23 protein-coding genes and 1 pseudogene are annotated in these 22443 nt (G+C 70.7%); 10 read left to right on the top strand and 14 right to left on the bottom strand.

All coding sequences use genetic code 11. The features are described from left to right. Nucleotides 1–24 precede the first annotated feature (24 nt). From G3I53_RS13650 to G3I53_RS13635, 4 genes are all read right to left on the bottom strand, one after another. Nucleotides 25–435 carry a DUF6228 family protein gene (locus G3I53_RS13650; RefSeq protein ID WP_164338973.1) on the bottom strand — a complete coding sequence of 137 codons (411 nt, stop codon included), beginning with the start codon at nt 433–435 and terminating at the stop codon, nt 25–27. Nucleotides 436–699: 264 nt separating this feature from the next. Further along, nucleotides 700–1200 (bottom strand): hypothetical protein, encoded by a 501-nt coding sequence (locus G3I53_RS13645; RefSeq protein WP_164438378.1) that lies wholly within the window; start codon nt 1198–1200, stop codon nt 700–702. Between the two features lie 191 nt (nt 1201–1391). Next, nucleotides 1392–1589: a DUF397 domain-containing protein gene (locus G3I53_RS13640; protein ID WP_164338955.1), complete on the bottom strand. Its 198-nt coding sequence runs from the start codon at nt 1587–1589 to the stop codon at nt 1392–1394. After that, nucleotides 1549–2397 (bottom strand): helix-turn-helix transcriptional regulator, encoded by an 849-nt coding sequence (locus tag G3I53_RS13635; protein ID WP_164338956.1) that lies wholly within the window; start codon nt 2395–2397, stop codon nt 1549–1551. Before G3I53_RS13635 ends, G3I53_RS13640 begins: the two co-directional genes overlap by 41 nt. An 80-nt stretch (nt 2398–2477) precedes the next feature. On the opposite strand from G3I53_RS13635, the gene G3I53_RS13630 reads away from it, so the two are divergent. Further along, nucleotides 2478–2888, top strand: a complete 411-nt coding sequence (locus G3I53_RS13630) for an ATP-binding protein (protein ID WP_164338957.1) — start codon at nt 2478–2480, stop codon at nt 2886–2888. An 82-nt stretch (nt 2889–2970) separates the two neighbouring features. Here G3I53_RS13630 and G3I53_RS13625 read toward each other — a convergent pair whose 3' ends face one another. From G3I53_RS13625 to G3I53_RS13605, 5 genes are all read right to left on the bottom strand, one after another. Continuing rightward, the gene (locus G3I53_RS13625) at nt 2971–4167 is read right to left on the bottom strand and encodes a serine hydrolase domain-containing protein (RefSeq protein WP_164338974.1); all 1197 of its coding nucleotides are present in this window, start codon (nt 4165–4167) and stop codon (nt 2971–2973) included. A gap of 286 nt (nt 4168–4453) precedes the next feature. Next, on the bottom strand, nt 4454–6028 hold the full coding sequence (locus G3I53_RS13620) for a S8 family peptidase (protein ID WP_164338958.1): 1575 nt from the start codon (nt 6026–6028) through the stop codon (nt 4454–4456). A 449-nt stretch (nt 6029–6477) separates the two neighbouring features. Continuing rightward, a complete protein-coding gene (locus G3I53_RS13615) occupies nt 6478–7191 on the bottom strand; it encodes a DinB family protein (protein ID WP_164338975.1) in 714 nt (237 codons plus the stop codon). Nucleotides 7192–7286: 95 nt separating this feature from the next. After that, nucleotides 7287–8108 carry a serine hydrolase domain-containing protein gene (locus G3I53_RS13610; protein WP_164338959.1) on the bottom strand — a complete coding sequence of 274 codons (822 nt, stop codon included), beginning with the start codon at nt 8106–8108 and terminating at the stop codon, nt 7287–7289. An 18-nt stretch (nt 8109–8126) separates the two neighbouring features. After that, a complete protein-coding gene (locus G3I53_RS13605; protein WP_164338960.1) occupies nt 8127–8597 on the bottom strand; it encodes a GNAT family N-acetyltransferase in 471 nt (156 codons plus the stop codon). A gap of 94 nt (nt 8598–8691) precedes the next feature. On the opposite strand from G3I53_RS13605, the gene G3I53_RS13600 reads away from it, so the two are divergent. Continuing rightward, nucleotides 8692–9153 (top strand): MerR family transcriptional regulator, encoded by a 462-nt coding sequence (locus G3I53_RS13600; RefSeq protein ID WP_164338961.1) that lies wholly within the window; start codon nt 8692–8694, stop codon nt 9151–9153. A gap of 25 nt (nt 9154–9178) precedes the next feature. Here the strand turns inward: G3I53_RS13600 and G3I53_RS13595 are convergent, their stop codons facing one another. From G3I53_RS13595 to G3I53_RS13585, 3 genes are all read right to left on the bottom strand, one after another. Then, complete coding sequence (locus G3I53_RS13595; protein ID WP_164338962.1) at nt 9179–10024, bottom strand: DUF4429 domain-containing protein; 846 nt, start codon at nt 10022–10024, stop codon at nt 9179–9181. A gap of 66 nt (nt 10025–10090) precedes the next feature. After that, the gene (locus G3I53_RS13590; RefSeq protein ID WP_164338963.1) at nt 10091–11308 is read right to left on the bottom strand and encodes an alpha/beta hydrolase; all 1218 of its coding nucleotides are present in this window, start codon (nt 11306–11308) and stop codon (nt 10091–10093) included. Nucleotides 11309–11400: 92 nt separating this feature from the next. Continuing rightward, a complete protein-coding gene (locus tag G3I53_RS13585) occupies nt 11401–12063 on the bottom strand; it encodes a TetR family transcriptional regulator (protein ID WP_164338964.1) in 663 nt (220 codons plus the stop codon). Between the two features lie 110 nt (nt 12064–12173). On the opposite strand from G3I53_RS13585, the gene G3I53_RS13580 reads away from it, so the two are divergent. Together G3I53_RS13580 and G3I53_RS13575 are read left to right on the top strand one after the other, a co-directional pair. Next, a complete protein-coding gene (locus tag G3I53_RS13580; RefSeq protein ID WP_164338965.1) occupies nt 12174–13790 on the top strand; it encodes an MFS transporter in 1617 nt (538 codons plus the stop codon). Between the two features lie 234 nt (nt 13791–14024). Next, nucleotides 14025–14333, top strand: a complete 309-nt coding sequence (locus G3I53_RS13575; protein ID WP_164338966.1) for a small hydrophobic protein — start codon at nt 14025–14027, stop codon at nt 14331–14333. Between the two features lie 141 nt (nt 14334–14474). Here the strand turns inward: G3I53_RS13575 and aceE are convergent, their stop codons facing one another. After that, nucleotides 14475–17222, bottom strand: a complete 2748-nt coding sequence (aceE, locus tag G3I53_RS13570; RefSeq protein WP_164338967.1) for a pyruvate dehydrogenase (acetyl-transferring), homodimeric type — start codon at nt 17220–17222, stop codon at nt 14475–14477. Between the two features lie 396 nt (nt 17223–17618). On the opposite strand from aceE, the gene G3I53_RS13565 reads away from it, so the two are divergent. From G3I53_RS13565 to G3I53_RS13540, 6 genes are all read left to right on the top strand, one after another. Beyond that, nucleotides 17619–18056, top strand: coding sequence for a DUF3052 domain-containing protein (locus G3I53_RS13565; RefSeq protein ID WP_192230606.1), 438 nt, complete (start codon nt 17619–17621; stop codon nt 18054–18056). A 124-nt stretch (nt 18057–18180) separates the two neighbouring features. Beyond that, nucleotides 18181–18639: a peroxiredoxin gene (locus G3I53_RS13560; RefSeq protein WP_164338969.1), complete on the top strand. Its 459-nt coding sequence runs from the start codon at nt 18181–18183 to the stop codon at nt 18637–18639. Nucleotides 18640–18749: 110 nt separating this feature from the next. After that, entirely contained in the window at nt 18750–19325 is a 576-nt protein-coding gene (locus tag G3I53_RS13555) for a TerD family protein (RefSeq protein WP_164338970.1), read from the top strand. A gap of 169 nt (nt 19326–19494) precedes the next feature. Continuing rightward, on the top strand, nt 19495–20070 hold the full coding sequence (locus tag G3I53_RS13550; protein ID WP_164338971.1) for a TerD family protein: 576 nt from the start codon (nt 19495–19497) through the stop codon (nt 20068–20070). A 51-nt stretch (nt 20071–20121) separates the two neighbouring features. Further along, nucleotides 20122–21261, top strand: coding sequence for a DUF475 domain-containing protein (locus tag G3I53_RS13545; RefSeq protein ID WP_164338972.1), 1140 nt, complete (start codon nt 20122–20124; stop codon nt 21259–21261). A 148-nt stretch (nt 21262–21409) separates the two neighbouring features. Continuing rightward, nucleotides 21410–22141, top strand: coding sequence for a Tellurium resistance (locus G3I53_RS13540; protein WP_164338976.1), 732 nt, complete (start codon nt 21410–21412; stop codon nt 22139–22141). Between the two features lie 60 nt (nt 22142–22201). On the opposite strand, the pseudogene G3I53_RS13535 reads toward G3I53_RS13540, so the two are convergent. Continuing rightward, nucleotides 22202–22443, bottom strand: a pseudogene (locus G3I53_RS13535) (TerD family protein); the annotation flags it as partial.

The raw sequence follows: 22443 nt of genomic DNA, 5'->3' as shown, positions 1-22443 counted from the left end.
ATCGGCCAGCCGACGCCGGCCGAGCTACTCCGCGACGTTCGCGATGAACGTGTGGATCTCGGCGGTGAGGTTGCGCATGCCCTCCCCAGCCTCGTGCCACGTGGTCGCCTCGAACTGCCATTCCTCCGAGGGGGCCCTGTCACGGATCCCCCAGGCCAGTCGGACGTGACCGCCAGGGTGGTGTTCCGCTGAGAGAGTCAGGTCGTAGCAGAGGGAGTGCCACGTACGCGCTCCTGGCCAGCCCCGGAAGTCTTCGGCAAGTGAGGCGAGGAAGGTGTCGAGACCGTCGCCGTCCCAGGTCTCCACCGAGGTCTCGACACGTCCCCAGGGCCCGCGGGCTGTAATGAGGAAGTCGAGCGTTGGTTCGTCCTCGTACCGCCGGGTCGGCTCCGAGAGCATCAGCGGTGCGGGCTCGGAGTCCCCCACCAGGACCACAGGGCGGCCGGAATCGTCGTAGTCGAGCACGCGGTCAGGTTAAAGGGCCGGGTTGGGCAGTCGCGCTCCCGGCTGGGCCGGCATAGGGCGTAGCCGCGGAACAGGCAGCACCTGGCCCCGGGTGACGCGGCCCGGATCACCGAGGCGGAGGGGATGGCGGCGACGGCGAGTTCGGAGGCGGAACTGCTGCTGTGGGAGATGCGGGCGGCGTGAGTTGCCGGCGGTGGTCCGTGGTCGGGATCGCGCCCGTAGACGCAGAGTTGTTCAACGCGTAGTGGTCATCGCCGCCAGAGCGAGGAGTGCCGCCAGTAGAAGAGGGATATCCGCCGACGGGCAGTAGCGGAAGCTGCGTGCGAGATCGAACTTCCCCTTTGTGGACCCTGGGTGATCAGCGGTTATCCTTTCCTGGATCTCTGCTGCCGCTCGCTCGCTGGTCTTGAAGGCGACGTCTATGAGTGACCCGCCAAAAGCGAAGCACGAGACCGTAGCGCCTTGCGAAGTTTCAATCTCCAGGCCCCCAGCGGGTGTCGAATGCGCCTTGTGTGCTGCCTCATAAGGGATGCGGTAGCGCATGACGGGGTTCTCTACGAGCATGAAACCTTCCAACAGCACTACCCGGCAGCTTCCGACTCGGCGCAGCACGAACATGATTGCAGCGGTCGTCGATGCGAGGAGCAGCCCGTTGCGGTAGTCCTCCCGAGCCAGGGCCGCCAGCAGTACAACAAGGTAAAGAGCCCAGAGCAGGACGATCGCCCCCCAGCTCATGACAGGCCAGGAGCGACGACGCAGGACGCGCCGCTCCTTCCGGGCCGCCGTGCTGCTCTCTCTCACTGTCTACCTCGTACGGGGGTTGCGGCCACGGAGCAGCGGAGGGAGCGGCCGTCGCCTCACGGTGCTGTCAGCGCGGGCGTTGCTTCCTTCCACGTGGAATGAGGGCTGCGAGCGGGTGAGTTCGCTCACCGCAGACCGTCGACGAACGCCTGCCAGGCGCCGGCACCGACGGTGACGACCGGCCCGGCCGGGTTCTTGCTGTCCCGGACGGGGACGGTGCCGGTGGACCAGGCGGGGGCCACCTCGACGCACTCGCCTCCGGTGTTTCCGCTGTAACTGGACTTACGCCACTGGATGCTTCTCGGGTCGGGAGCGGTCTCCATAGCGGTCCTCCGTCAGGCGGGCGATCAGTTCCGCCGACTCCTTCAAGGAGAGAGCAGCGGCCTGCACGCGAGCGTAACGGAGGGCGGCTTCCTTGACCGTCTCGGGATCGGCCGTCATGTGGCCGGAGATGAGGTCTTCGGTGTAGACGATGTCGGGGTCGTCCGCGAAGCGCATGGCGGTGAACGAGCCGGCCAGGCTGGAGTGTGCGCCTGCCGTGTTCGGCAGTACCTGCACGTGCACCCAGCGGTGGTCGGTGAACTTCAACAAATGGGCAAGTTGGCGCCGCATCACCTCATGACCACCGATCGGCCTGTGAAGCACGGCTTCGTCCAGTACGACCCATGTCAGCGGCGGGTGTTCGCGTGCCGTAATGCGCTGACGCTCCATACGGGCTGCGACCAGGCCCTCAAGGTCGTCCGGCACGCCGGTGCTGAGCACAGCCCGTGCGTACTCCTCCGTTTGCAACAGGCCGTGTACCAACTGCGCCTGGTATGTGGAGATGTACGTCGCCTTCGCCTCCATCTCCGCGTACGGCTGAAACCACGTGGGGAGTTGGCTGCGCAGGACCAGGCCGATCAGGCGGGAGAAGAGGCCGTCCGTGCCGAGGGCCGCGTCCACGCGTTCGGAGAAGTCGCGGGTGGGGACCTTCTTGGTGGTCTCGATCTGGCCGATCAGTGAGCCCGTGCAGAAGATGATCTCGCCGAGCTGACCCTGTTTGAGGCCGTGTGCTTCGCGCTGGCGGCGCAACTCCCAGCCGTAGTAGTCGAGTGGGGAGGCGGTGGGGTCGAGCGACTGGATGTTGACCACGGCGGCACCTCGGTTCAACGCCTCGCGGCGTTCGTTTCGTTCCGTAGTCGAGCGTATGCGTTGAGTCGCAGCATCGTGGTGTGAATCAGGCAACTGGCCCGCAGGCGGCGGGCGTCCGCAGCGAGTACCGTGCCGAGTTCGCCGTGGGGGAGCACTCGGCACGGCATCTGCGCCGCATCCTGCGGCTGTATCTCGTCGGCTCGGGGCTGACCGAGGTGGCCGACGCCGCCGAGCTGGCGCTCACCGAACTGGTCGCCAACGTCGTACGGCACGTGCCCGGCCGGCGCTGCCGGATCTGCTTTCTGCTGTTGCCCGGTGGGGTGCGGGTGGAGGTCGCCGACGGCTGTTCGGAGCTGCCGGTGCGGGGCGCCCGGGAAGGGCTTGGCGAGGGTGGGCGCGGGATGCTGATCGTCGACGCGGTGACGGACCGATGGGGGGTGAGCGTCCCGCCCGACGGTCACGGCAAAACGGTGTGGTTCGAGTGCCGGTGACCCGGGAGGCAGGGGCCCGTTCCATCGTCGCGACTCCTGTCGAAGAGACCAAGCGGTGTCTTCCGCAGGTGTGCGCCCCACATCACCCGCGCTTCCGGTCGCCGCACACCGCCCGGTCCAGCAGGCGGATCGCGGCCTCCGCCTGTTCGAGGAAGCGCTTCTCGTCACCGAAGCGCGTGGTGAAGACGGCGGCCGCGGCCGACACCCGGCCGTCGGACGTGACGGCGGTCTCGGAGGCGGTGCCGAAGGACGTGCCGCCGTGGTGCCAGACACCGCCCTCGCAGCCCTCGGCCGGGCGCCAGGCGAGGCCGAGCCCGTAGCGGGTCCTGCCGTCGGTGGCGTAGTCGGGCGCCGGGACGGTGGTGCGCATCTGCTTCAGCTGCTCCGGCGGCAGCAGCCGACCGCCCATCAGGGCGCGCAGGAAGGTGTTCATGTCGCCGGTGGTGCTGATGATGCCGCCGTCCGCGCCGCCGCCCACGGCCAGCGTGGTGTCGGTGAGGTCGTCCCGGCCGGGGAACTGCGTGTACCCGGTGGCCGTCGGCATCGGCACGTACGGCGAGGTGTCCGGTATCAGCGTGTGGCGCAGTCCCAGCGGATCGATGATCCGGTCGTGCACCTCCTGCGCCCAGGGGTTGCCGGTGGCCTTCTCGATGACCATCCCGAGCAGCACGTAGTTGGTGTTGGAGTACGCCCACTGCGTCTCGGCGCCCGGATCGTCCGCGTCCGGCAGCCAGCCGGGAGCGCGCTCCATCGCCATGGCGACCTGCTCCTCGGGGGTCTGCGAGCGGAACCGCTGTGCGTGGAAGCGCTCGGGCGTCAGTTCCGCCGGGTCCTCGAAGGCGATGTCCGTGTAGTTGGCCAGGCCGCTGGTGTGCTGGAGCAGGTTGCGCAGGGTGATGCGGCTGCCGTCGTTGCCGTTGCCGGCGACCACCCCGGGCAGCCACTGCTCGACGGTGTCGTCCAGGCTCATCGTGCCCTCGCCGACGAGCTGGAGCGCGGCCACGGCCGTGAAGGTCTTGGTGTCGCTGCCGATGCGGTAGTAGGCGTCGAAGGGCACCCGGCCCCCGTCCTTCAGGCTGGCGGTGCCGGACCGGGCCCGCGTCTCGCGCCCGGCCGCGTCACGGGTGCGCACCGTCAGCCCGGTGGCTCCCGTGTCCCGTACCGAGTCCGCGTCCCGCTGCAGCCGCGACCGCGCGTCCTTGCCGCCGGCGCCCGCGGCCTCGGCCGTGGTGCCCGGCCCGAGAAGCGATACCGTCCCGATCGCGGCGACCCCGGCCATGGCCAGCCCCGCACGCCACCGTCCGGACCGGCCCCACCGCGCACTCTTCGTCATCTCCATGGCAGGAACGCTACGGAGGGCCGGCGCCGCGGACCATCCGGCTGGCGGCCCGTTCGGGGGTGGTGCTGGCCCCCTGTCACCGAGCACCCGCAGCTCCGGACGGCCACCACCCTCCCTTGCCGCACCCCCCTGCTGATGGTGCCGGTGATCCGGCGGGCCGCCGCCGGACAGGGCTCCGCCCCGGCAGGGTGATCCCTGCCGGGGCGGAGTCGGGCGGTGCGGGGCGTCAGAAGGTCAGGCCCCAGCTGTTGATGTAGCCGGTGTCGCCGTAGTAGCTGTCGGTGACGCGGAGCTTCCACGTGCCGTTGGCGGTCTCCGAGGAGGCGTTCACGGTGTACGTGGTGTTGATGTTGTCCGTGGAGCCGCCGGTGCCGGCCGACTTGAGGGTGTACACCGAGCCGTCGGGGGCGACGAGCTGGACCGTCAGGTCACCTATGTAGGTGTGGACGATGTTCACCGGCACCTTCAGGGCGGAAGGGGCGTTGCCGGAGACGCCGGTGACGGTGATCGGGGACTCGACGGTGGACCGGTCGTTGATCCGGTAGTCCGTGGAGTTGGTGAAGGTCTTGCCGGGCGGCGGGGTGGTGCCGCCGCTGCCGCCGACGTGCAGGAGGCGGTTCGGGGAGCCGCTGCCCGGGTTGCCGACGGCGCCGGGGACGGAGTTCGCGAGCAGCGCGGAGGTGACCTGGGCCGGGGTGGCCGAGGGGTTGTCCGCGAGGTACAGAGCGGCGGCGCCCGCGACGTGCGGGGTGGCCATCGAGGTGCCGGAGATGCTGTTGGTGGCGCTGTCGCCGGTGTGCCAGGCGGAGGTGATGGAGGAGCCCGGCGCGAAGATGTCCAGGTTTGAGCCGTAGTTGGAGTAGCTCGCGCGGGCGTCCGTGCTGGTGGTGGCGCCGACGGTGATCGCCTCGGAGACGCGGGCGGGGGAACCGGTCGCCGTGGTCGACTCGTTGCCGGCGGCGACGGCGAAGGTGACGCCCGCGGCGATGGCGTTGCGGACGGCGTTGTCGAGGCTGGTGCTGGCGCCGCCGCCGAGCGACATGTTGGCGACGGCCGGCAGGACCGCGTTGTCGGCGACCCAGTCGACGCCCGCGATCACGCCGGCGGTGGTGCCGGAGCCGTTGTTGTCGAGGACGCGGACGCCGACGATGTCGGCCTTCTTGGCGACGCCGTGGGCGCTGCCCGCCACCGTGCCGGCGACGTGGGTGCCGTGGCCGTTGCCGTCCTGGGCGACGTTGTCGCCGTCCACGGCGTCGTAGCCGTTGCGGGCGCGTCCGCCGAAGTCGCTGTGGGAGATGCGCACACCGGTGTCGATGATGTACGCGGTCACGCCCTGGCCGGCCGTGTCGTCGTAGGTGTAGGAGCCGCTCAGCGGCAGCGACGTCTGGTCGATGCGGTCCAGGCCCCAGGACGGCGGGTTGGTCTGCGTGGCCTGGATGGTGAAGGTGCGGTTCTGCTCGACCAGGGCGACCGACGGGTCGGCGGCCAGCCGCGCGGCCTCCGTCTCGGACGCTTCGACGGTGTAGCCGTTGAGGGCCTCGCGGAAGGTGTGGTCGACCTCGGCGCCGTGCTTCTTGGCGATGCCCTTGCCCTTGGCGGAGGCCGCCTCGGTGCCCGGCTTGAGGGTGACGATGTAGCTGTCCTCGACCGCGTTCGGGGCGTCCGCGTGGGCGATGGGCCCGACCGCGGGCTCCGCGGCGTGGGCGGGGAGGGCGGTGAGAAGACCGCCGGCGAGCGCGACCGCGGCGACGGAGCCGATACCGGCGACCGATCTGCGTCCGGCGTTTCGCTTCACTGCCATCTGAGGGTTCCTCCTCGACAGGTGGGGGAGTGTGGGGGCCGTGCGCCACCCGCAGGGGGCGCGCGGAGCGAACGCCCGCACCGGGTCACCGGACGGGCGAAAGTCAGGTACATGCCAAACACGGACGAGTGGGGACCGTGATCGCGAGTGCCTGTCGCCAGCGAAAGATTGAATGTTCTACGCGGATTGCACAAGGGGTTGACCGAGGCGTTAACGCCCGTGCCACACAAGGGAAATGACACAAGGTCATCAAACGGTACAGATACGCTCGGTAAACGAGATCACCGTCACATCGCGGCCGCGGATTCGCATCCCCGCACGTCACGTCCCCTTCGCACCGGTCCGTGCCGCACGGCCCCATCTGTGGAGCCGACGATCCGACGGTCACGCAGCGTGTCCGGGCGCGGGGCGGATCACCCACCGCCCCGGCGCCGGCCCGGGTGCCGCGGTCAGCGCGCCGGCCGGGCCGCCCACAGGTCGCGCAGCAGCGCGATCTCCGCCATGTGGTGGATCAGTTCCAGGTTGGCGCCCGCCAGGACGGAGACGAACGGGTCGTCGGGGTCGGACCCGTACGGGTACCGGGAGAAGCCGACGGTGTCGAGCTGCGCGTCGGTCACCCCGGCGACGCTCTCCCGCCAGCGGTCCAGCAGAGCCCAGAACGCCCGGAGCGCCGGGCCGGCGGCGGGGCTGAAGTCGACGATCTGCTTCGGGTCGCGCCGCCGCTCGCCGAAGGTCCACTCCCGGACGCCGGCGAAGCAGAAGTGCAGGTGGCCCAGGCGCCAGGCGATGGTCGTCACCGGGTTCACGTCCGGCTCCGGTTCTCCGCGGTGGGCGAGCACCTCCTCGACCCGCCCGGTGCTCACGCTCCAGTCGTCGGCGATCCGGGCGACCGTCATGCCGGCGGCCCGCTGCCGGGCCACCTCGGCGTACTCGCTCGCCGGGATGTCCGGGGCGCCCTGGTCGAGCAGCCAGTCACCCGGGCCGAACGCCCGGGGCGTGACCGCCTCGCCGCGACGCCGCACCGACCAGCAGCCGGGCACCGGCTCCCACCGGTACTCGTCGTCGCCGAGGCCCGTCAGCCGTACCCGCGCCATCTCCCTGGCCTGGTCGAACTGGTCGAGCAGCAGGTCCAGCCGGCCCGTTCGCGTGTCCCCGGTCGCCAGGGCGGCCCCCTTCGCGTCGCGTGGAGCCGGAACCTAGCGCCCGCCGAGGGGCGCCCGCGACCGGATTTTCCCGGTGGCCGCCGGGCCGAGCCGCCTCAGCCGCGCGCCTCCGCCAGGACGGCGTCGGTGAACGGCGGCCACGCCTCGACGGCCCACGGCCCGAAGGCGAGGTCGGCCAGGGCGGCACAGGCCAGGCCCGCGTCCGGGTCGATCCACAGAAAGGTGCCGGACTGCCCGAAGTGGCCGAAGGTCCTCGGGGAGGACGCCGACCCCGTCCAGTGCGGGGACTTGCCGTCGCGGATCTCGAAGCCGAGGCCCCAGTCGTTGGGGTTCTGGTGGCCGTAGCCCGGCAGGACGCCCTTGGTGCCCGGGTACTGCACGGTCATCGCCGCCGCGACCGTGCGCGGGTCCAGCAGCCGCGGCGCCTGCACCTCGGCGGCGAACCGCAGCAGGTCGTCCACGGTGGACACGCCGTCCTTCGCGGGGGAGCCCTCCAGCGACGTCGCCGTCATGCCCAGCGGCTCCAGCACCGCCTGCCGCAGGTACTCGGCGAAGGGGATGTCCGTCGCCTTCTCGACGTGGTCGCCGAGCTGCTCGAAGCCGGCGTTGGAGTACAGCCGCCGCTCCCCGGGAGCCGACGTCACGCGGTGCTCGTCGAAGGCCAGGCCCGAGGTGTGGGCGAGCAGGTGGCGGACCGTGGAGCCGTCGGGGCCCGCCGGCTCGTCCAGCTCGATCGCGCCCTCCTCGTAGGCCACGAGCACCGCGTACGCCGCCAGCGGCTTGGTGACCGAGGCCAGCGGGAAGCGGCGGCCGGCGGGCCCGTGGGTGCCCAGGACGGTGCCGTCGGCGCGGACGACGCCCGCGGCGGCGGTGGGAACCGGCCAGTTCTCGATCAGCGTGAGGCTCTTCAGCGACATGCCATCGAGCCTAAGCGCTCAGAGCGTCAGCTCCAGCAAGGGGTCGGGCCTGCGGGCGAAGCCCAGCTCCCGGTACAGCGGCTCGGCCTGCGAGGACGCGGTCAGCCGGACCCGTTTCGCGCCGTGCTCGCGGAACCACTCCAGCAGAGCCTGGACGCACGCACGCGCATAGCCCCGGCGGCGCGCGTCCGGGTCGGTGGCGACACTGAACACGTACCCGTCCGTGCCCAGCGGGTTGCGGGCCCCGCCGATGCGGTACTCCAGCGAACCGGCCACCAGCGCCGCCAGCGCGCCCGGCCGCTGGGGATGGTCCACCACGAATGCGGCGAACGGGCCGTCCGGCTCGGCCAGCCGGGCCCGCAGCACCGGCAGGGCCTCCGCGTGCCAGGCCCGGGACGGGTCGGAGCGGGCCATCGAGTCGATCATCACCTGACGCAGGCGCAGCACTTCCTGCGCGTCGTCCGGCACCGCACGGCGCACCACAGTCATGCCGGGCACCGTAGCCGGGCGGACGGCGCGCCCGCCCGGTGTTTTCCCGCCGCTGCTTGCCCGGAGTGCACTCCGGCGTTCTAGCGTTGGGGCCATGACGGTGACGGAGACCACGGGCACCAGCGGCACCACCCGCGCGAAGCGGCCCCAGGACGGCCGGCGGCAGGACGGCGCGGACCACTACACGATCAGCGAGGTCGCCGCCCTCACCGGGCTGAGCGCCCACACCCTGCGCTGGTACGAGCGGATTGGGCTGATGCCGCACGTCGACCGCTCGCACACCGGCCGGCGCCGCTACAGCAACCGCGACCTCGACTGGCTCGGCCTGGTCGGGAAGCTGCGGCTGACCGGGATGCCGGTCGCCGACATGGTGCGGTACGCGGAGATGGTGCGCGCGGGCGAGCACACCTACGCCGAGCGCCTCGACCTCCTCGTCGCGACCCGCGAGGACGTGCGCGCCCGGATCGCCGAGCTCCAGGGCACCCTGGCCCTGCTCGACCGGAAGATCGACTTCTACGCGGACGCCGGGTGCGGACCGAGCCCGGAGACGCACTGACGGTCCGGGGCCCCCGGCCCCGGCGTCAGAGCTCCGCAAGCAACTCCGCCTTCTTGGAGGAGAATTCCTCGTCCGTCACCAGACCCGCCTGGTGCAGTTCCCCGAGGTGACGGATCCGCTCCGCGATGTCCGCGGGGTCGCGGCGCGGGACCGCGGCCACCGCGGGCACGGGCTCGCTGGTGCGCACCGCCGCCAGGACCGCCGCCGCGAACGGCAGCGACTCGTGCACCGGTCCGTACCCGAGGCCGAAGATGACCGCCGCGGGATCCTGGTCGGGCTGCGCGGGCGCTTCCCCGCCGTCGGGCAGCAGCAGCCGCAGGTGCCCCTCGAAGACCTCCGGCGACCGCCACTCCACGCCGGTCAACTCGCCGACCGGGAAGCGCTGGTCACCGGCCTTCCACTTGGCGGAGGACGCGCCCGTCCAGAACCAGCGGAAGGACACGGCGCTCCCGTCGAACGACGCCCGTCCGTCGTACGCCTTGAAGCGGAGCGGGGCCGCGGGGGCGGCCACCAGATGGTGGTCGGCGGGGCCGGACTCGGTGAGCCGGTCGCACAGTTCGTCCGCGTAGTACTCGGCGAGCGTCTCCCGCTCGGCGGGCAGGACCAGCCGGTAGGGGTCGCAGTTCTCCTTCAACTGCCCGGCGGCCGCCTCCATCAGCGGGTCCGCGCCGGGCCGCGGCTCGATGCGCAGCACCACGGTGCCGCGCCGGCCGGGCGTCAGGGTCACCCCGGCGATCGCCTCGAACGGAACGCGCCGCGTGCCGAGCGCCTGAAACAACTTGGGTGTTCGAAGGCCCCTTTCGTAGCGGATGAGCACGGAGTCGGACTCGAACTCCCAGGCGGCATGCAATCCGGCCAGTACGTCACCCATGCGGCTCATCGTATGCGGCACGAGCATCTTCGTCCCCTCCCCTCGTCCAGGGCAGTTTCTCCGCTTCTACGCGCGTCCGGAAGTGTCCGTACCGGACAAACCCCTCCGGCACGCGTCGTTCTTCTGTGCGCAGTCCACCGCGCGGTATGCGCCAACACCGATCTCGGCGAAGTTCCGCAGGCTGTCCGTGCCCGGTGCGAAGTACCCGCTGTGGCCCTTGGCCTGGCGCGCGGACAGCACCCGGGCCCCGAACCGCGAGGACACCGGGTCGGCGCCGTGGCCCAGCCCGCCGACCTCCAGGTACGGCACGTCCTGCACCCAGTCGTCGGCGTCCCGCATCGCCCACACCCGCGCCGGGGTGTGCAGCTCGTCGGCGTTGTCGACGCGCATGCCGGGGCTGCCGGCCACCGCGATGTCGGCGACCCGGTCCGGCAGTTCGTCCGCGGCGAGGCCGCACAGCACCGAGCCGTAGCTGTGGCAGAACAGCGAGACCGGGGCGGTGCCGGGCAGACCGCGCAGCAGCGCGTTGAGCCGCACCGCGCCGTCCTCCGCGCGCATCGCGGTGGCCGCGTCCATGCCGAGGCCGCGGGGGGCGGTGTAGTCGGCCCAGGCGATCACCGCGGTGCGGGTGGCGGGAGCGGCCTCGCGTTCGGCCGCGTACAGGGCCCGCGCCATGCCGACGGGCGCCGAGTGGGGGCGGTGCGTGCGCTGGAAGGTGAGCAGGTCGGTGTCGACGCCCGGGACGACGACGGAGACCCGTTCGGCGCGGCGCAGGCTGCCGAAGACCTCGGCGACCCGGCCGGAACCGGCGGGGTTGAAGGCGAGGATGTGCCGGCCCGGACGCAGCAGGGCGTCGATGCGGTCCAGCCGCCGGCTCGCCTGGCGCTGTCCGGCGGGGGTGAGGTTCTCGTCGTGCACGCGTTTCAGCTCGACCGTGCGGGCCTGCCCGAGGGCGATGCGGTTGGCGCGGTAGCGCAGTTCGACGGGGGCGCCGTTCATGTTGCCGACCGCGAGCGGATAGCGGCGGGCGAGCAGCGCGCGCTGCGCGTCGTTCAGGCCGGCGAAGAAGCGGGCCAGCCGGGTCGGCTCCGAGTGCGGGTCCGGCAGCCGCCGTCCGGCGACGCTGCCGTCGCGCCACGCGTCGAGCGAGGCCTGCAGCTCGGTCGCCTCCCGCTGGCTGCGTATCGCCGTCCAGCCGGTGGTCGCCAGCATGACGAAGACGACGGCGAGCGCGAGCAGCGCGCGCCAGACGTTCAGCTGCGGGGAGGTGTCGAAGGAAGTCACTGAAAGGACACACTAGGAGAACGGGAGGGTCTCGCGTTAACCAAGTGACCGGTATCACGTTTCGGCGTGCCGGTACGGGGATGTAGTGGAGGTCACTCCGCGCGCCAGTTCCCCGCGAGGTCCGGACCGAGCCGGTCGAGGTACCGGGTGGTGAGGTCCCGCATGGCCGTGACGCTCAGGTCGTCGCCCGCGGACCACAGCCGCTCGGCGACCCGGATCGCGCCCGCGACGGCGGCCACCAGCAGCCGCGGCCGGGGGTCGGCGTCCACGTCGAGCCCCTCCCGTTCGGCGACGATGCGGGCCAGCCGCTCCTCCAGTTCGGTGGAGCGCCGCAGATGGGCGGCGAGCAGCGCGGGCGTCGACTCGATGACCCCGTAGACCCGCATGTGCAGCTCCACGGGGACGATCTGCTCGACGGCCTCGGTGATGCCGTCCCAGCTGCCCAGCACGGCCCGGCGCAGCGCCTCCAGCGGCGGCTCGGCCGGCGGGCGGGCGCGCACGGCCTCGACGACCCGGGTCTCCGCGAGCCGCGGGACGTGGAAGGCCACGTCCTCCTTGCCGGCGAAGTAGCGGAAGAAGGTGCGTTGGGAGACGCCGACGGCCTCGGCGATGTCGTCGACGGTGGTGCCGTCGTAGCCGCGGGTGGCGAACAGCTCCAGGGCCGACCGGACCAGGGCGTCCCGGGTGCGCTGCTTCTTCAGCTCCCGCAGACCCGGCCGCGGCACCGCGGTGACGACGCCTGCGACCGGCTCCATGTCTCCTCCTCGAGCGGATTCCCCAGTTCAGGCTATACGCGCGGGGCGCCGGGCGACCGTATGACGAAATGGTTTGGCAACTGTCAGCGACTGACATTAGTTTTCTGCGTATGACTAGTCAGACCACCATCGACAAGGGCGCGGGGGACGACGGTCCCGTCGCGTCCCCGGCCGCGCAGCGCGGTGCAGGGCTGCGGGGCCACCCCTGGCTCACTCTGGTGACCGTGGCCGTGGGCGTCATGATGGTGGCCCTGGACGGCACCATCGTGGCCATCGCCAACCCGGCCATCGCCATGGACCTGGGTGCCACCTGGTCCGACCTGCAGTGGATCACCAACGCCTACTTCCTCGCCCTCGCGGTCTCCCTGATCACCGCGGGCAAGCTGGGCGACCGCTTCGGCCACCGCCAGACCTTCCTCGTCGGCGTGGCCGGCTTCGCCGTGTCCTCGGCCGCCATCGGACTGTCCGAGGGCATCACGATGGTGATCGTCTTCCGGGTGTTCCAGGGCCTGTTCGGCGCGCTGCTCATGCCGGCCGCGCTCGGCCTGCTGCGGGCCACCTTCCCCGCCGAGAAGCTCAACATGGCCATCGGCATCTGGGGCATGGTCATCGGCGCCTCCACCGCGGGCGGCCCGATCCTCGGCGGCGTCCTCGTCGAGCACGTCAACTGGGAATCGGTCTTCTTCATCAACGTGCCGGTCGGTGTCCTCGCCGTCGCCCTCGGCGCGTGGATCCTGCTCGACCACCGCGCGGAGAACGCCCCGCGCTCCTTCGACATCCCCGGCATCGTCCTGCTGTCCACCGCCATGTTCTGCCTGGTGTGGGCGCTGATCAAGGCTCCCGAGTGGGGCTGGGGCGGGCTGTGGACGTGGGCGTTCATCGGCGCTGCCGTGGCTCTCTTCGCCGGCTTCGCCGGCTGGGAGTCCCAGGTCCGCGAGCCGCTGATCCCGCTGACGCTGTTCCGGTCGGTGCCGCTGTCCGCGGGCGTGGTGCTGATGGTGCTGATGGCCATCGCCTTCATGGGCGGCCTGTTCTTCGTCACCTTCTACCTGCAGAACGTGCACGGCATGAGCCCGATCGACGCCGGCCTGCACCTGCTGCCGCTCACCGGCATGATGATCGTCGGCTCGCCGCTGGCCGGCGTGGTGATCACCAAGGCCGGCCCGCGTATCCCGCTGGCCGGCGGCATGGCGCTCACCGCCCTCGCCATGTACGGCATGTCGACGCTGGAGACGGACACCGGCAGCGGTGTGATGTCGCTCTGGTTCGCCCTGCTGGGCCTCGGCCTGGCGCCCGTCATGGTCGGCGCCACCGAGGTCATCGTGGGCAACGCGCCCATGGAGCTGTCCGGCGTGGCCGGCGGCCTCCAGCAGTCCGCGATGCAGATCGGCGGCAGCCTCGGCACCGCCGTGCTGGGCGCGGTGATGGCCTCCAAGGTCGACCGCGACCTGCCGGGCAACTGGCGGGACGCCGGTCTCCCGCCCCTCGATGCCGAGCAGGCCGACGCGACGGCGGAGGCCGTCCAGTTCGGCATCGCCCCGGTCTCCCCGGACCTGCCGCCCGAGGTCGCCGAGACGATCACGAAGGTCTCGCACGACACGTTCATGTCCGGCATGGGCCTGGCGTCCCTCACCGCCGCCGCCGTCGCCGCGGTCGCGGTGGCGGTCGCGTTCCTCACCAAGCGCGGTGCGAACGCGGACGCCGGTGCGGGCGTGGGCCACATCTGACGGACCCGCGGCCGAGTTCGCTCATCAGGGTGAACGGAGGCGGTGATCCCTCCCGTTGGGAGGGCACCGCAGGTCACAGTGGGTCAAGTCCTCCGCAGGACTGGAGGACGCCGGCTGCTGCGCGCTGCTGGAGGGGGGCAGCGCGCAGGCAGCGGGCCGGCGCCCGCGCGTCGGGCAGGAATCCGGCGCGGAAGCGGGGGTACCCGCCATGTCAACGAACCCTTCAGGGAGTTGATGATGGCGAGCTTCGGACACGGAACGCGCAGGCACCCCCGCACTCGTGGCCGGACGGGGTCATGGTCCGGGCCGGATCGCGCGACGCTCGGGATCATCGGACTCGTCTGCGCGGTCGCCGGGTTCTTCGTGCTGGGGATCGTCCTCGGCCCGGTGGCGATCGTCTGCGGATGGCTGGCCATGGGCCGCAGCTGGGCGGGGTCCCGCTCGGTGCCGGCCGTGGTCGCCGTCGTCCTCGGGGCCATCGACACGCTCCTGGCCGTCATCATGCTGGCCGGAGCGGCGACCTGGGGCAACGGCATGTTCTGACCCGGCGTCATCCACGGGCGGGCCCCCGGCACACCGCCGGGGGCACGCCCGTGCGTCCGGGACCCGACGGTGCCGGAACCCGGACGTGCGAAGGGCCCCCGGCGCATCGCCGGGGGCCCTTCCGCACCGTACCGCCGCGTGCTACGCGTCGCCGCCCGCCGGGCCCGGGTCGGCCGCCGTCACGTCGAGCAGCTGGTACCGGTCGACGGCCTGCTTCAGCACGGACCGGTCCAGGTGCCCCTCACGCGCCAGCTCCGTCAGCACCGCCACCACGATCGACTGGGCGTCGATGTGGAAGTACCGGCGGGCCGCCCCGCGGGTGTCGGCGAAGCCGAAGCCGTCGGCGCCCAGCGACTGGTACGTCCCCGGCACCCAGCGGGCGATCTGGTCCGGCACCGAGCGCATCCAGTCCGAGACCGCCACGACCGGTCCCTGCGCGGAGGCCAGCTTGCGCGTCACGTACGGGGTGCGCTGCTCCTCCTCGGGGTGCAGCAGGTTGTGCCGCTCGCAGTCCACCGCCTCGCGCCGCAGCTCGTTCCACGAGGTGGCCGACCAGACGTCCGCCTTGACGTTCCACTCCTCGGCGAGGATCTTCTGCGCCTCGATCGCCCACGGCACGGCGACACCGGAGGCGAGGATCTGCGCCGGCAGCGCCCCGCCCGGGCCCTCGCCGAGGCGGTACAGGCCCTTGAGGATGCCCTCGACGTCCACGTTCTCCGGCTCCGCCGGGTGCTGCATCGGCTCGTTGTAGACGGTCAGGTAGTAGAAGACGTCCTCGCCGTGCGGGTGCTGCTCGTCGCCGCCGTACATCCGGCGCAGGCCGTCCTGGACGATGTGCGCGATCTCGTAGCCGAAGGCCGGGTCGTAGGCGACGCACGCCGGGTTGGTCGAGGCCAGCAGCTGCGAGTGGCCGTCCGCGTGCTGGAGCCCCTCACCGGTCAGCGTCGTCCGGCCGGCGGTCGCGCCCAGGACGAACCCGCGCGAGAGCTGGTCGGCCATCTGCCAGAACTGGTCGCCGGTGCGCTGGAAGCCGAACATCGAGTAGAAGACGTACACCGGGATGAGCGGCTCGCCGTGCGTGGCGTAGGCGGAGCCCGCCGCGATCAGGGAGGCCGTGCAGCCCGCCTCGGAGATGCCGTCGTGCAGCATCTGCCCGTTCGGTGCCTCCTTGTAGGCGAGCAGCAGGTCCCGGTCCACGGCCTCGTACTGCTGGCCCAGCGGGTTGTAGATCTTGGCGCTCGGGAAGAAGGAGTCCATGCCGAACGTGCGGTACTCGTCCGGCGCGATCAGCACGAACCGCTTGCCGATCTCCTTGTCCCGCATCAGGTCCTTCAGCAGCCGCACGAAGGCCATGGTCGTCGCGATGGACTGCTGGCCCGAGCCCTTCTTCACCGTCGCGTAGGTCTTGTCGTCGGGCAGCGCCAGCGGCTTGGCGCGCACCACCCGGGTCGGCACGTAGCCACCGCAGTTCCTGCGGCGGTCGTGCATGTACTGGATCTCCTCGGAGTCCCGGCCCGGGTGGTAGTACGGCGGCACGCCGGACTCCAGGTCCTTGTCGGGGATCGGCAGGTGCAGCCGGTCGCGGAAGCGCTTGAGGTCGTCGACCGTCAGCTTCTTCATCTGGTGCGTGGCGTTGCGGCCCTCGAAGTTCGGGCCCAGCGTCCAGCCCTTGACCGTCTTCGCCAGGATCACCGTCGGCTGGCCCTTGTGCTCCAGGGCCGCCTTGTACGCCGCGTAGATCTTGCGGTGGTCGTGGCCGCCGCGGCCCAGGTGCAGGATCTGGTCGTCGGTCATGCCCTCGACCATGGCGCGCAGCCGGTGGTCGTCGCCGAAGAAGTGGTCGCGGATGTAGGCGCCGGACTCGGTGGCGTACGTCTGGAACTGGCCGTCCGGCGTGGTGTTCATCCGGTTCACCAGCACGCCGTCGCGGTCCTGCGCGAGCAGCGGGTCCCAGGAGCGGTCCCAGACCAGCTTGATCACGTTCCAGCCGGCGCCCCGGAAGACCGACTCCAGCTCCTGGATGATCTTGCCGTTGCCGCGCACCGGCCCGTCCAGGCGCTGGAGGTTGCAGTTGACCACGAAGGTCAGGTTGTCCAGGCCCTCCCGGGCCGCGATGGACAGCTGGCCCAGCGACTCCGGCTCGTCCATCTCGCCGTCGCCGAGGAACGCCCACACGTGCGACTTCGAGGTGTCCGCGATGCCGCGCGCGTGCATGTACCGGTTCATCCGCGCCTGGTAGATCGAGCCGATCGCGCCGAGCCCCATCGACACCGTGGGGAACTCCCAGAAGTCCGGCATCGACCGCGGGTGCGGGTACGACGACAGCGCGTAGGGCGCCTTGGACTTCTCCTGGCGGAACCCGTCGAGGTGCTGCTCGGTCAGCCGGTCCAGCAGGTAGGCGCGGGCGTAGATGCCGGGGGAGGCGTGCCCCTGGAAGAAGACCTGGTCGCCGCCGTCGCCCTCGTCCTTGCCGCGGAAGAAGTGGTTGAAGCCCACGTCGTACAGCGACGCCGAGGACGCGAAGGTGGCGATGTGCCCGCCCACCCCGATCCCGGGCCGCTGCGCGCGCGAGACCATCACCGCCGCGTTCCAGCGGGTGGCGTTGAGGATCTTGCGCTCGATCTCCTCGTTGCCCGGGAAGAACGGCTCCGCGCGGGTGGGGATGGTGTTCACGTAGTCCGTGCTGCGCATCTCGGGCACGGCCACGCGCTTCTCACGGGCCCGCTCGATCAGCCGGAGCATCAGGTAGCGGGCCCGCTCCCGGCCGCGCGCGTCGACGGCGGCGTCGAGGGAGTCGAGCCACTCCTGGGTCTCCTCCGGGTCGAAGTCGGGGACCTGACTCGGAAGGCCGCCAATGATGATCGGGTTGCGATCGGATGCGGAAGCCACGCTGATCCTTACCTGTCGAGGGCCGTGAGGGACGGCCGCTGTACTGCAGCCGGGTCTGCGCCGATCCCATGGTCCACCCGGGGGGCACATACGTCATCTCTACCGAGAGGTAACCCGGATGTGCGGCCCCGGCGGGACCCGGGACGCGGTCTCGTCCGGGTCTCGTACCCAGGGACGGTTCCCGAATGCCCAAACCGGGCACAAGGGTGTGGTGTACCTCACCATCAGCGGGAACGCCGTGCCACGGGTTGCGGTGAACAGGCCCGGATCGTCACCGTTTCGGCGGTCTCGGCGGCCGGGTACTTGCGCGATCCGTCCCGCCCGTGTGGACTACGGCCAATGCTTCGCGCACGCGCGTGGCTGAGTTATTCCCAATCCATGATCAGGAGGCAACCCGTGAGCGCGACCGCGGACCACGCGGAGGAGCGGACGAACCCTGCCGCCAGGCTGGGGTTCCAGCCCGGGCAGGTGGTCCAGGAGATCGGCTACGACGACGACGTCGACCAGGAGCTCCGCGAGGCCATCGAGGGCGTCATCGAGACCGACCTGGTCGACGAGGACTACGACGACGTGGCTGACGCCGTTGTGCTGTGGTTCCGCGACGACGACGGCGACCTGACGGACGCGCTGGTGGATGCCGGCACGTACATCGAAGAAGGTGGCGCGATCCTGCTCCTCACGCCGAAGACGGGCCGTGACGGCTACGTCGAGCCGAGCGACATCTCGGAGGCCGCCACCACGGCGGGCCTGACGGCGTCGAAGAGCGTCAGCGTCGGAAAGGACTGGAGCGGAAGCCGCCTGGCGACCCCGAAGGCCGCCAAGTCCAAGCGGTAGTCCCGCCGCGACGAGCATCCCGGACGGGCTGACCTGGTCAGCCCGTCCGTCGGCCTGTCGTACCCCCTGCGTAGGGTGGACCGGACAGCGGCGAACCGCCCCCGCGGAAGGGACGAGAGCGACCATGGCGATCAAGGCCGGCGACAAGGCCCCCGACTTCGAGCTCAAGGACAACCACGGCCGCACCGTGCGGCTGTCGGACTTCCGGGGCCGGAGCAACGTGCTGCTGGTCTTCTACCCCTTCGCCTTCACCGGCGTGTGCACCGGCGAGCTGGGCGAGCTGCGGGACAATCAGCCGCGGTTCGCCGACCGGGACACCCAGCTGCTGGCGGTGTCCAACGACTCCATCCACACCCTGCGCGTCTTCGCCGAGCAGGAGGGCCTGGAGTACCCCCTGCTGTCCGACTTCTGGCCCCACGGCGAGGTCTCGCGCGCCTACGGCGTCTTCGACGAGGCCAAGGGCTGCGCGGTGCGCGGCAGCTTCGTCATCGACCAGGAGGGCGTCGTGCGCTGGACCGTGGTCAACGGCCTGCCCGACGCCCGCGACCTGAACGAGTACGTCGCGGCCCTCGACACCCTGTAATTCATCCGCGGGGAATGCGAGCCCCGGGAACCCGTCACTAGGATCGACTCGTTGATCCGACAGCCAACGCACCACGGGGCAACCCGCCCCCGGACACCAATGGAGGACTCGTGGGAGTCAGCCTCAGCAAGGGCGGCAACGTATCGCTGAGCAAGGAGGCGCCGGGCCTCACCGCCATCGTCGTCGGACTGGGGTGGGACGTCCGTACCACGACCGGCACCGACTTCGACCTCGACGCCAGCGCCCTGCTGCTGAACAGCTCGGGCAAGGTCGGCAGCGATGCCAACTTCGTCTTCTTCAACAACCTCAAGAGCCCCGACGGCTCCGTCGAGCACACGGGTGACAACCTCACCGGTGAGGGCGAGGGCGACGACGAGCAGATCAAGGTGAACCTCGCCGCCGTCCCCGCCGACATCGAGAAGATCGTCTTCCCGGTGTCCATCTACGACGCGGAGAACCGCCAGCAGTCCTTCGGCCAGGTGCGCAACGCGTTCATCCGCGTCGTCAACCAGGCCGGCGGCGCCGAGATCGCCCGCTACGACCTGTCGGAGGACGCCTCCACCGAGACCGCCATGGTCTTCGGCGAGTTGTACCGGCACGGCGCGGAGTGGAAGTTCCGGGCCATCGGCCAGGGCTACGCCTCCGGCCTGCGCGGCATCGCGCAGGACTTCGGTGTGAACGTCTGAGCGCGACAGACCGGAACGCTCACCGTCCCGGGCGGTCCCGCCCGGGACCGGCCGTTTCGGACGGCCGTTCCCCCAGGTGCCGCGCGGTTCGCGTGCGGCGCCCGGGGGTGCCCCCGCTGGGGGAGTGCAGGACCACCTGAGAAACAGAACCCGGGGAGGGACCAGCATCATGGGCGTCACACTCGCCAAGGGAGGAAACGTCTCCCTGTCCAAGGCCGCACCCAACCTCACGCAGGTCATGGTCGGGCTCGGCTGGGACGCGCGCTCCACCACGGGAGCCGACTTCGACCTGGACGCCAGCGCGCTGGTCTGCAGCGACGGCCGGGTCATGGGGGACGAGTGGTTCGTCTTCTACAACCAGCTCACGAGCCCGGACGGCTCCGTCGAGCACACCGGTGACAACCTCACCGGAGAGGGCGACGGCGACGACGAGTCGCTGCTGATCGACCTCTCGAAGGTGCCGGCCCGGTGCGACAAGATCGTCTTCCCGGTCTCCATCCACATGGCCGACGAGCGCGGCCAGACGTTCGGCCAGGTCAGCAACGCGTTCATCCGCGTGGTCAACCAGGCCGACGGACAGGAACTGGCCCGCTACGACCTGAGCGAGGACGCCTCCACCGAGACCGCGATGATCTTCGGTGAGCTGTACCGCTACCAGGGCGAGTGGAAGTTCCGTGCAGTCGGTCAGGGGTACGCGTCGGGGCTGCGAGGTATCGCTCTAGACTTCGGAGTCAACGTTTCGTAAAGCCGACTCTTGGCGGCGGGGGAGCCCGTACGCAACACGATGGGGTAGCCAGTGGTTCTGAAAACCTTCGGCTGGTCGTTCGCGGTCACCGCGGCCGGCCTGGTCGCAGCGATCCTCTTCGGGGGGTGGACCGCCTTCGGAATCGTGGCGATCCTCTCGATCCTCGAGATCTCGCTGTCCTTCGACAACGCGGTGGTCAACGCCGGAATCCTGAAGAAGATGAATGCCTTCTGGCAGAAGATCTTCCTCACGATCGGCATCCTGATCGCCGTCTTCGGCATGCGGCTGGTGTTCCCCGTCGTCATCGTCGCGGTCAGCGCCCAGATGGGGCCGATCGAAGCGGTCGACCTCGCGCTGAGCGACAAGGACCGCTACCAGGAGCTCGTCACCGACGCGCACCCGGCGATCGCCGCCTTCGGTGGCATGTTCCTGCTCATGATCTTCCTGGACTTCATCTTCGAGGACCGGGAGATCAAGTGGCTGGCCTGGCTGGAGCGCCCGCTGGCCAAGCTGGGCAAGATCGACATGCTGTCGGTCTGCATCGCGCTGATCATCCTGCTGGTCTCGGCCATGACCTTCGCCGCCAACGCCCACCAGCACGGCGGCACCCATGTCGACAAGGCCGAGACGGTGATGCTCTCCGGCATCGCCGGTCTGATCACCTACATGATCGTCGGCGGGCTCTCCGGCTTCTTCGAGGACAAGCTCGAAGAGGAGGAGGAACGCGAGCACGAGGAGGAGGAGAAGGCCGTACGACAGGGCAAGCCACGCTCGGCGGTCGCCCTGGCCGGCAAGGCCGCGTTCTTCATGTTCCTCTACCTCGAGGTGCTGGACGCGTCCTTCTCCTTCGACGGGGTGATCGGCGCCTTCGCCATCACCAACGACATCGTCCTGATGGCCCTGGGTCTCGGTATCGGCGCCATGTACGTCCGGTCCCTGACGGTCTACCTGGTCCGCCAGGGCACCCTCGACGACTACGTCTACCTGGAGCACGGCGCGCACTACGCGATCGGCGCCCTCGCGCTCATCCTCCTGATCACCATCCAGTACGAGATCCACGAGATCATCACCGGTCTCATCGGTGTCGTCCTGATCGCCTGGTCCTTCTGGTCCTCCGTACGCCGCAACAAGCGGCTCGCGGCGGCAGAGGGGGGCACGGACGAGAAGACAGAGGTCGCCTCCGGGGTGTGACGGCACCCCGGGTGAGGAACGCTTCCGACGGGGCGGCGGGCGGAGGACCAGTCCTCGCCGGCCGCCCCGTCGGCCGTCCGGGGCCCCTGGAGGCACCCGGCACGGCCCCGGCGGGGTTCGAGGCACGAGGACTTGGGGCGGGATGGGAATGGGCTTCCTGGACGGACTGTGGCGTGGACGCGGAACGGACTTCGACTCGGGCAACGCGGCCACCAACGCCATCGAGCTGACCAAACGGCACGCGCAGGTCTCCCTCACCAAACAGGGGGCGGCCACCGGCCATCTGCGCATCAACCTGAGCTGGCGGATGCGGACCTCCGACCTGGGGGGCTCCCCGCGCGAGAGCCTGCTGCGGCACCCCTTCAAGGCGCTCAGGCCGCCGGAGGTCGTCGCGCACAGCCAGAGCATGGTCAACGTCGACCTGGACCTGGGCTGCCTGTACGAGCTCCAGGACGGCACCAAGGGCGTGGTCCAGCCGCTCGGCGGCTACCTCGGCGACGTCAACGCCCCGCCGTACGTCAAGCTCAGCGGGGACGACCGGTTCGGCTCGGGCTCCGGCGAGACGATCTACATCAACCTGGACCAGCGCGAGAACATCCGGCGCCTGCTGGTCTTCGCGTACATCTACGACCAGACGCCCGCCTTCGACCGCACCCAGGCGATGGTCACCCTCTACCCGAGCAACGGCCCGCGGATCGAGATCGGCCTGGACGAACGCCACCCGCAGGCCCGCTCCTGCGCGGTGATGATGATCGAGAACGTGAAGGACGAGATCATCGTCCGCCGCGAGGTGAAGTTCGTCTACGGCTTCCAGGCGGAGATCGACCGGCTCTACGGGTGGGGACTCCAATGGGGCCGGGGTTACAAGACGAAGGTCTAGCCCGCCGCCGTCCCGGCCCGGGGTCGGCCCCCGGGCCGGGCCCCGGTCGCGGGAGAGGCCCTAGCGTCCGATGAACTGCGGCCCCTGCGGGGGCAGCCGGAAGTCGGGGTCGGGGGCCGAACCGGCCGGCGGGAAGCCGTACGCGGCGGACGCCGCCGCGGGGGGCTGCTGCGGGTAGCCGTAGGCGGGCTGCGCCGCCGGGTGCGGGTAGCCGTACGCCGGCTGGGCGGCCGGGGGCTGCTGCGGCGGATAGCCGTACGCCGGCTGCGCGGGTACACCGGCGGCCGGCTGCTCCGGCGGCA

Source organism: Streptomyces sp. SID14436, assembly GCF_010548465.1.
In the GTDB taxonomy this organism is placed as follows: domain Bacteria; phylum Actinomycetota; class Actinomycetes; order Streptomycetales; family Streptomycetaceae; genus Streptomyces.
This window is presented reverse-complemented; position numbering and strand designations above follow the sequence as displayed.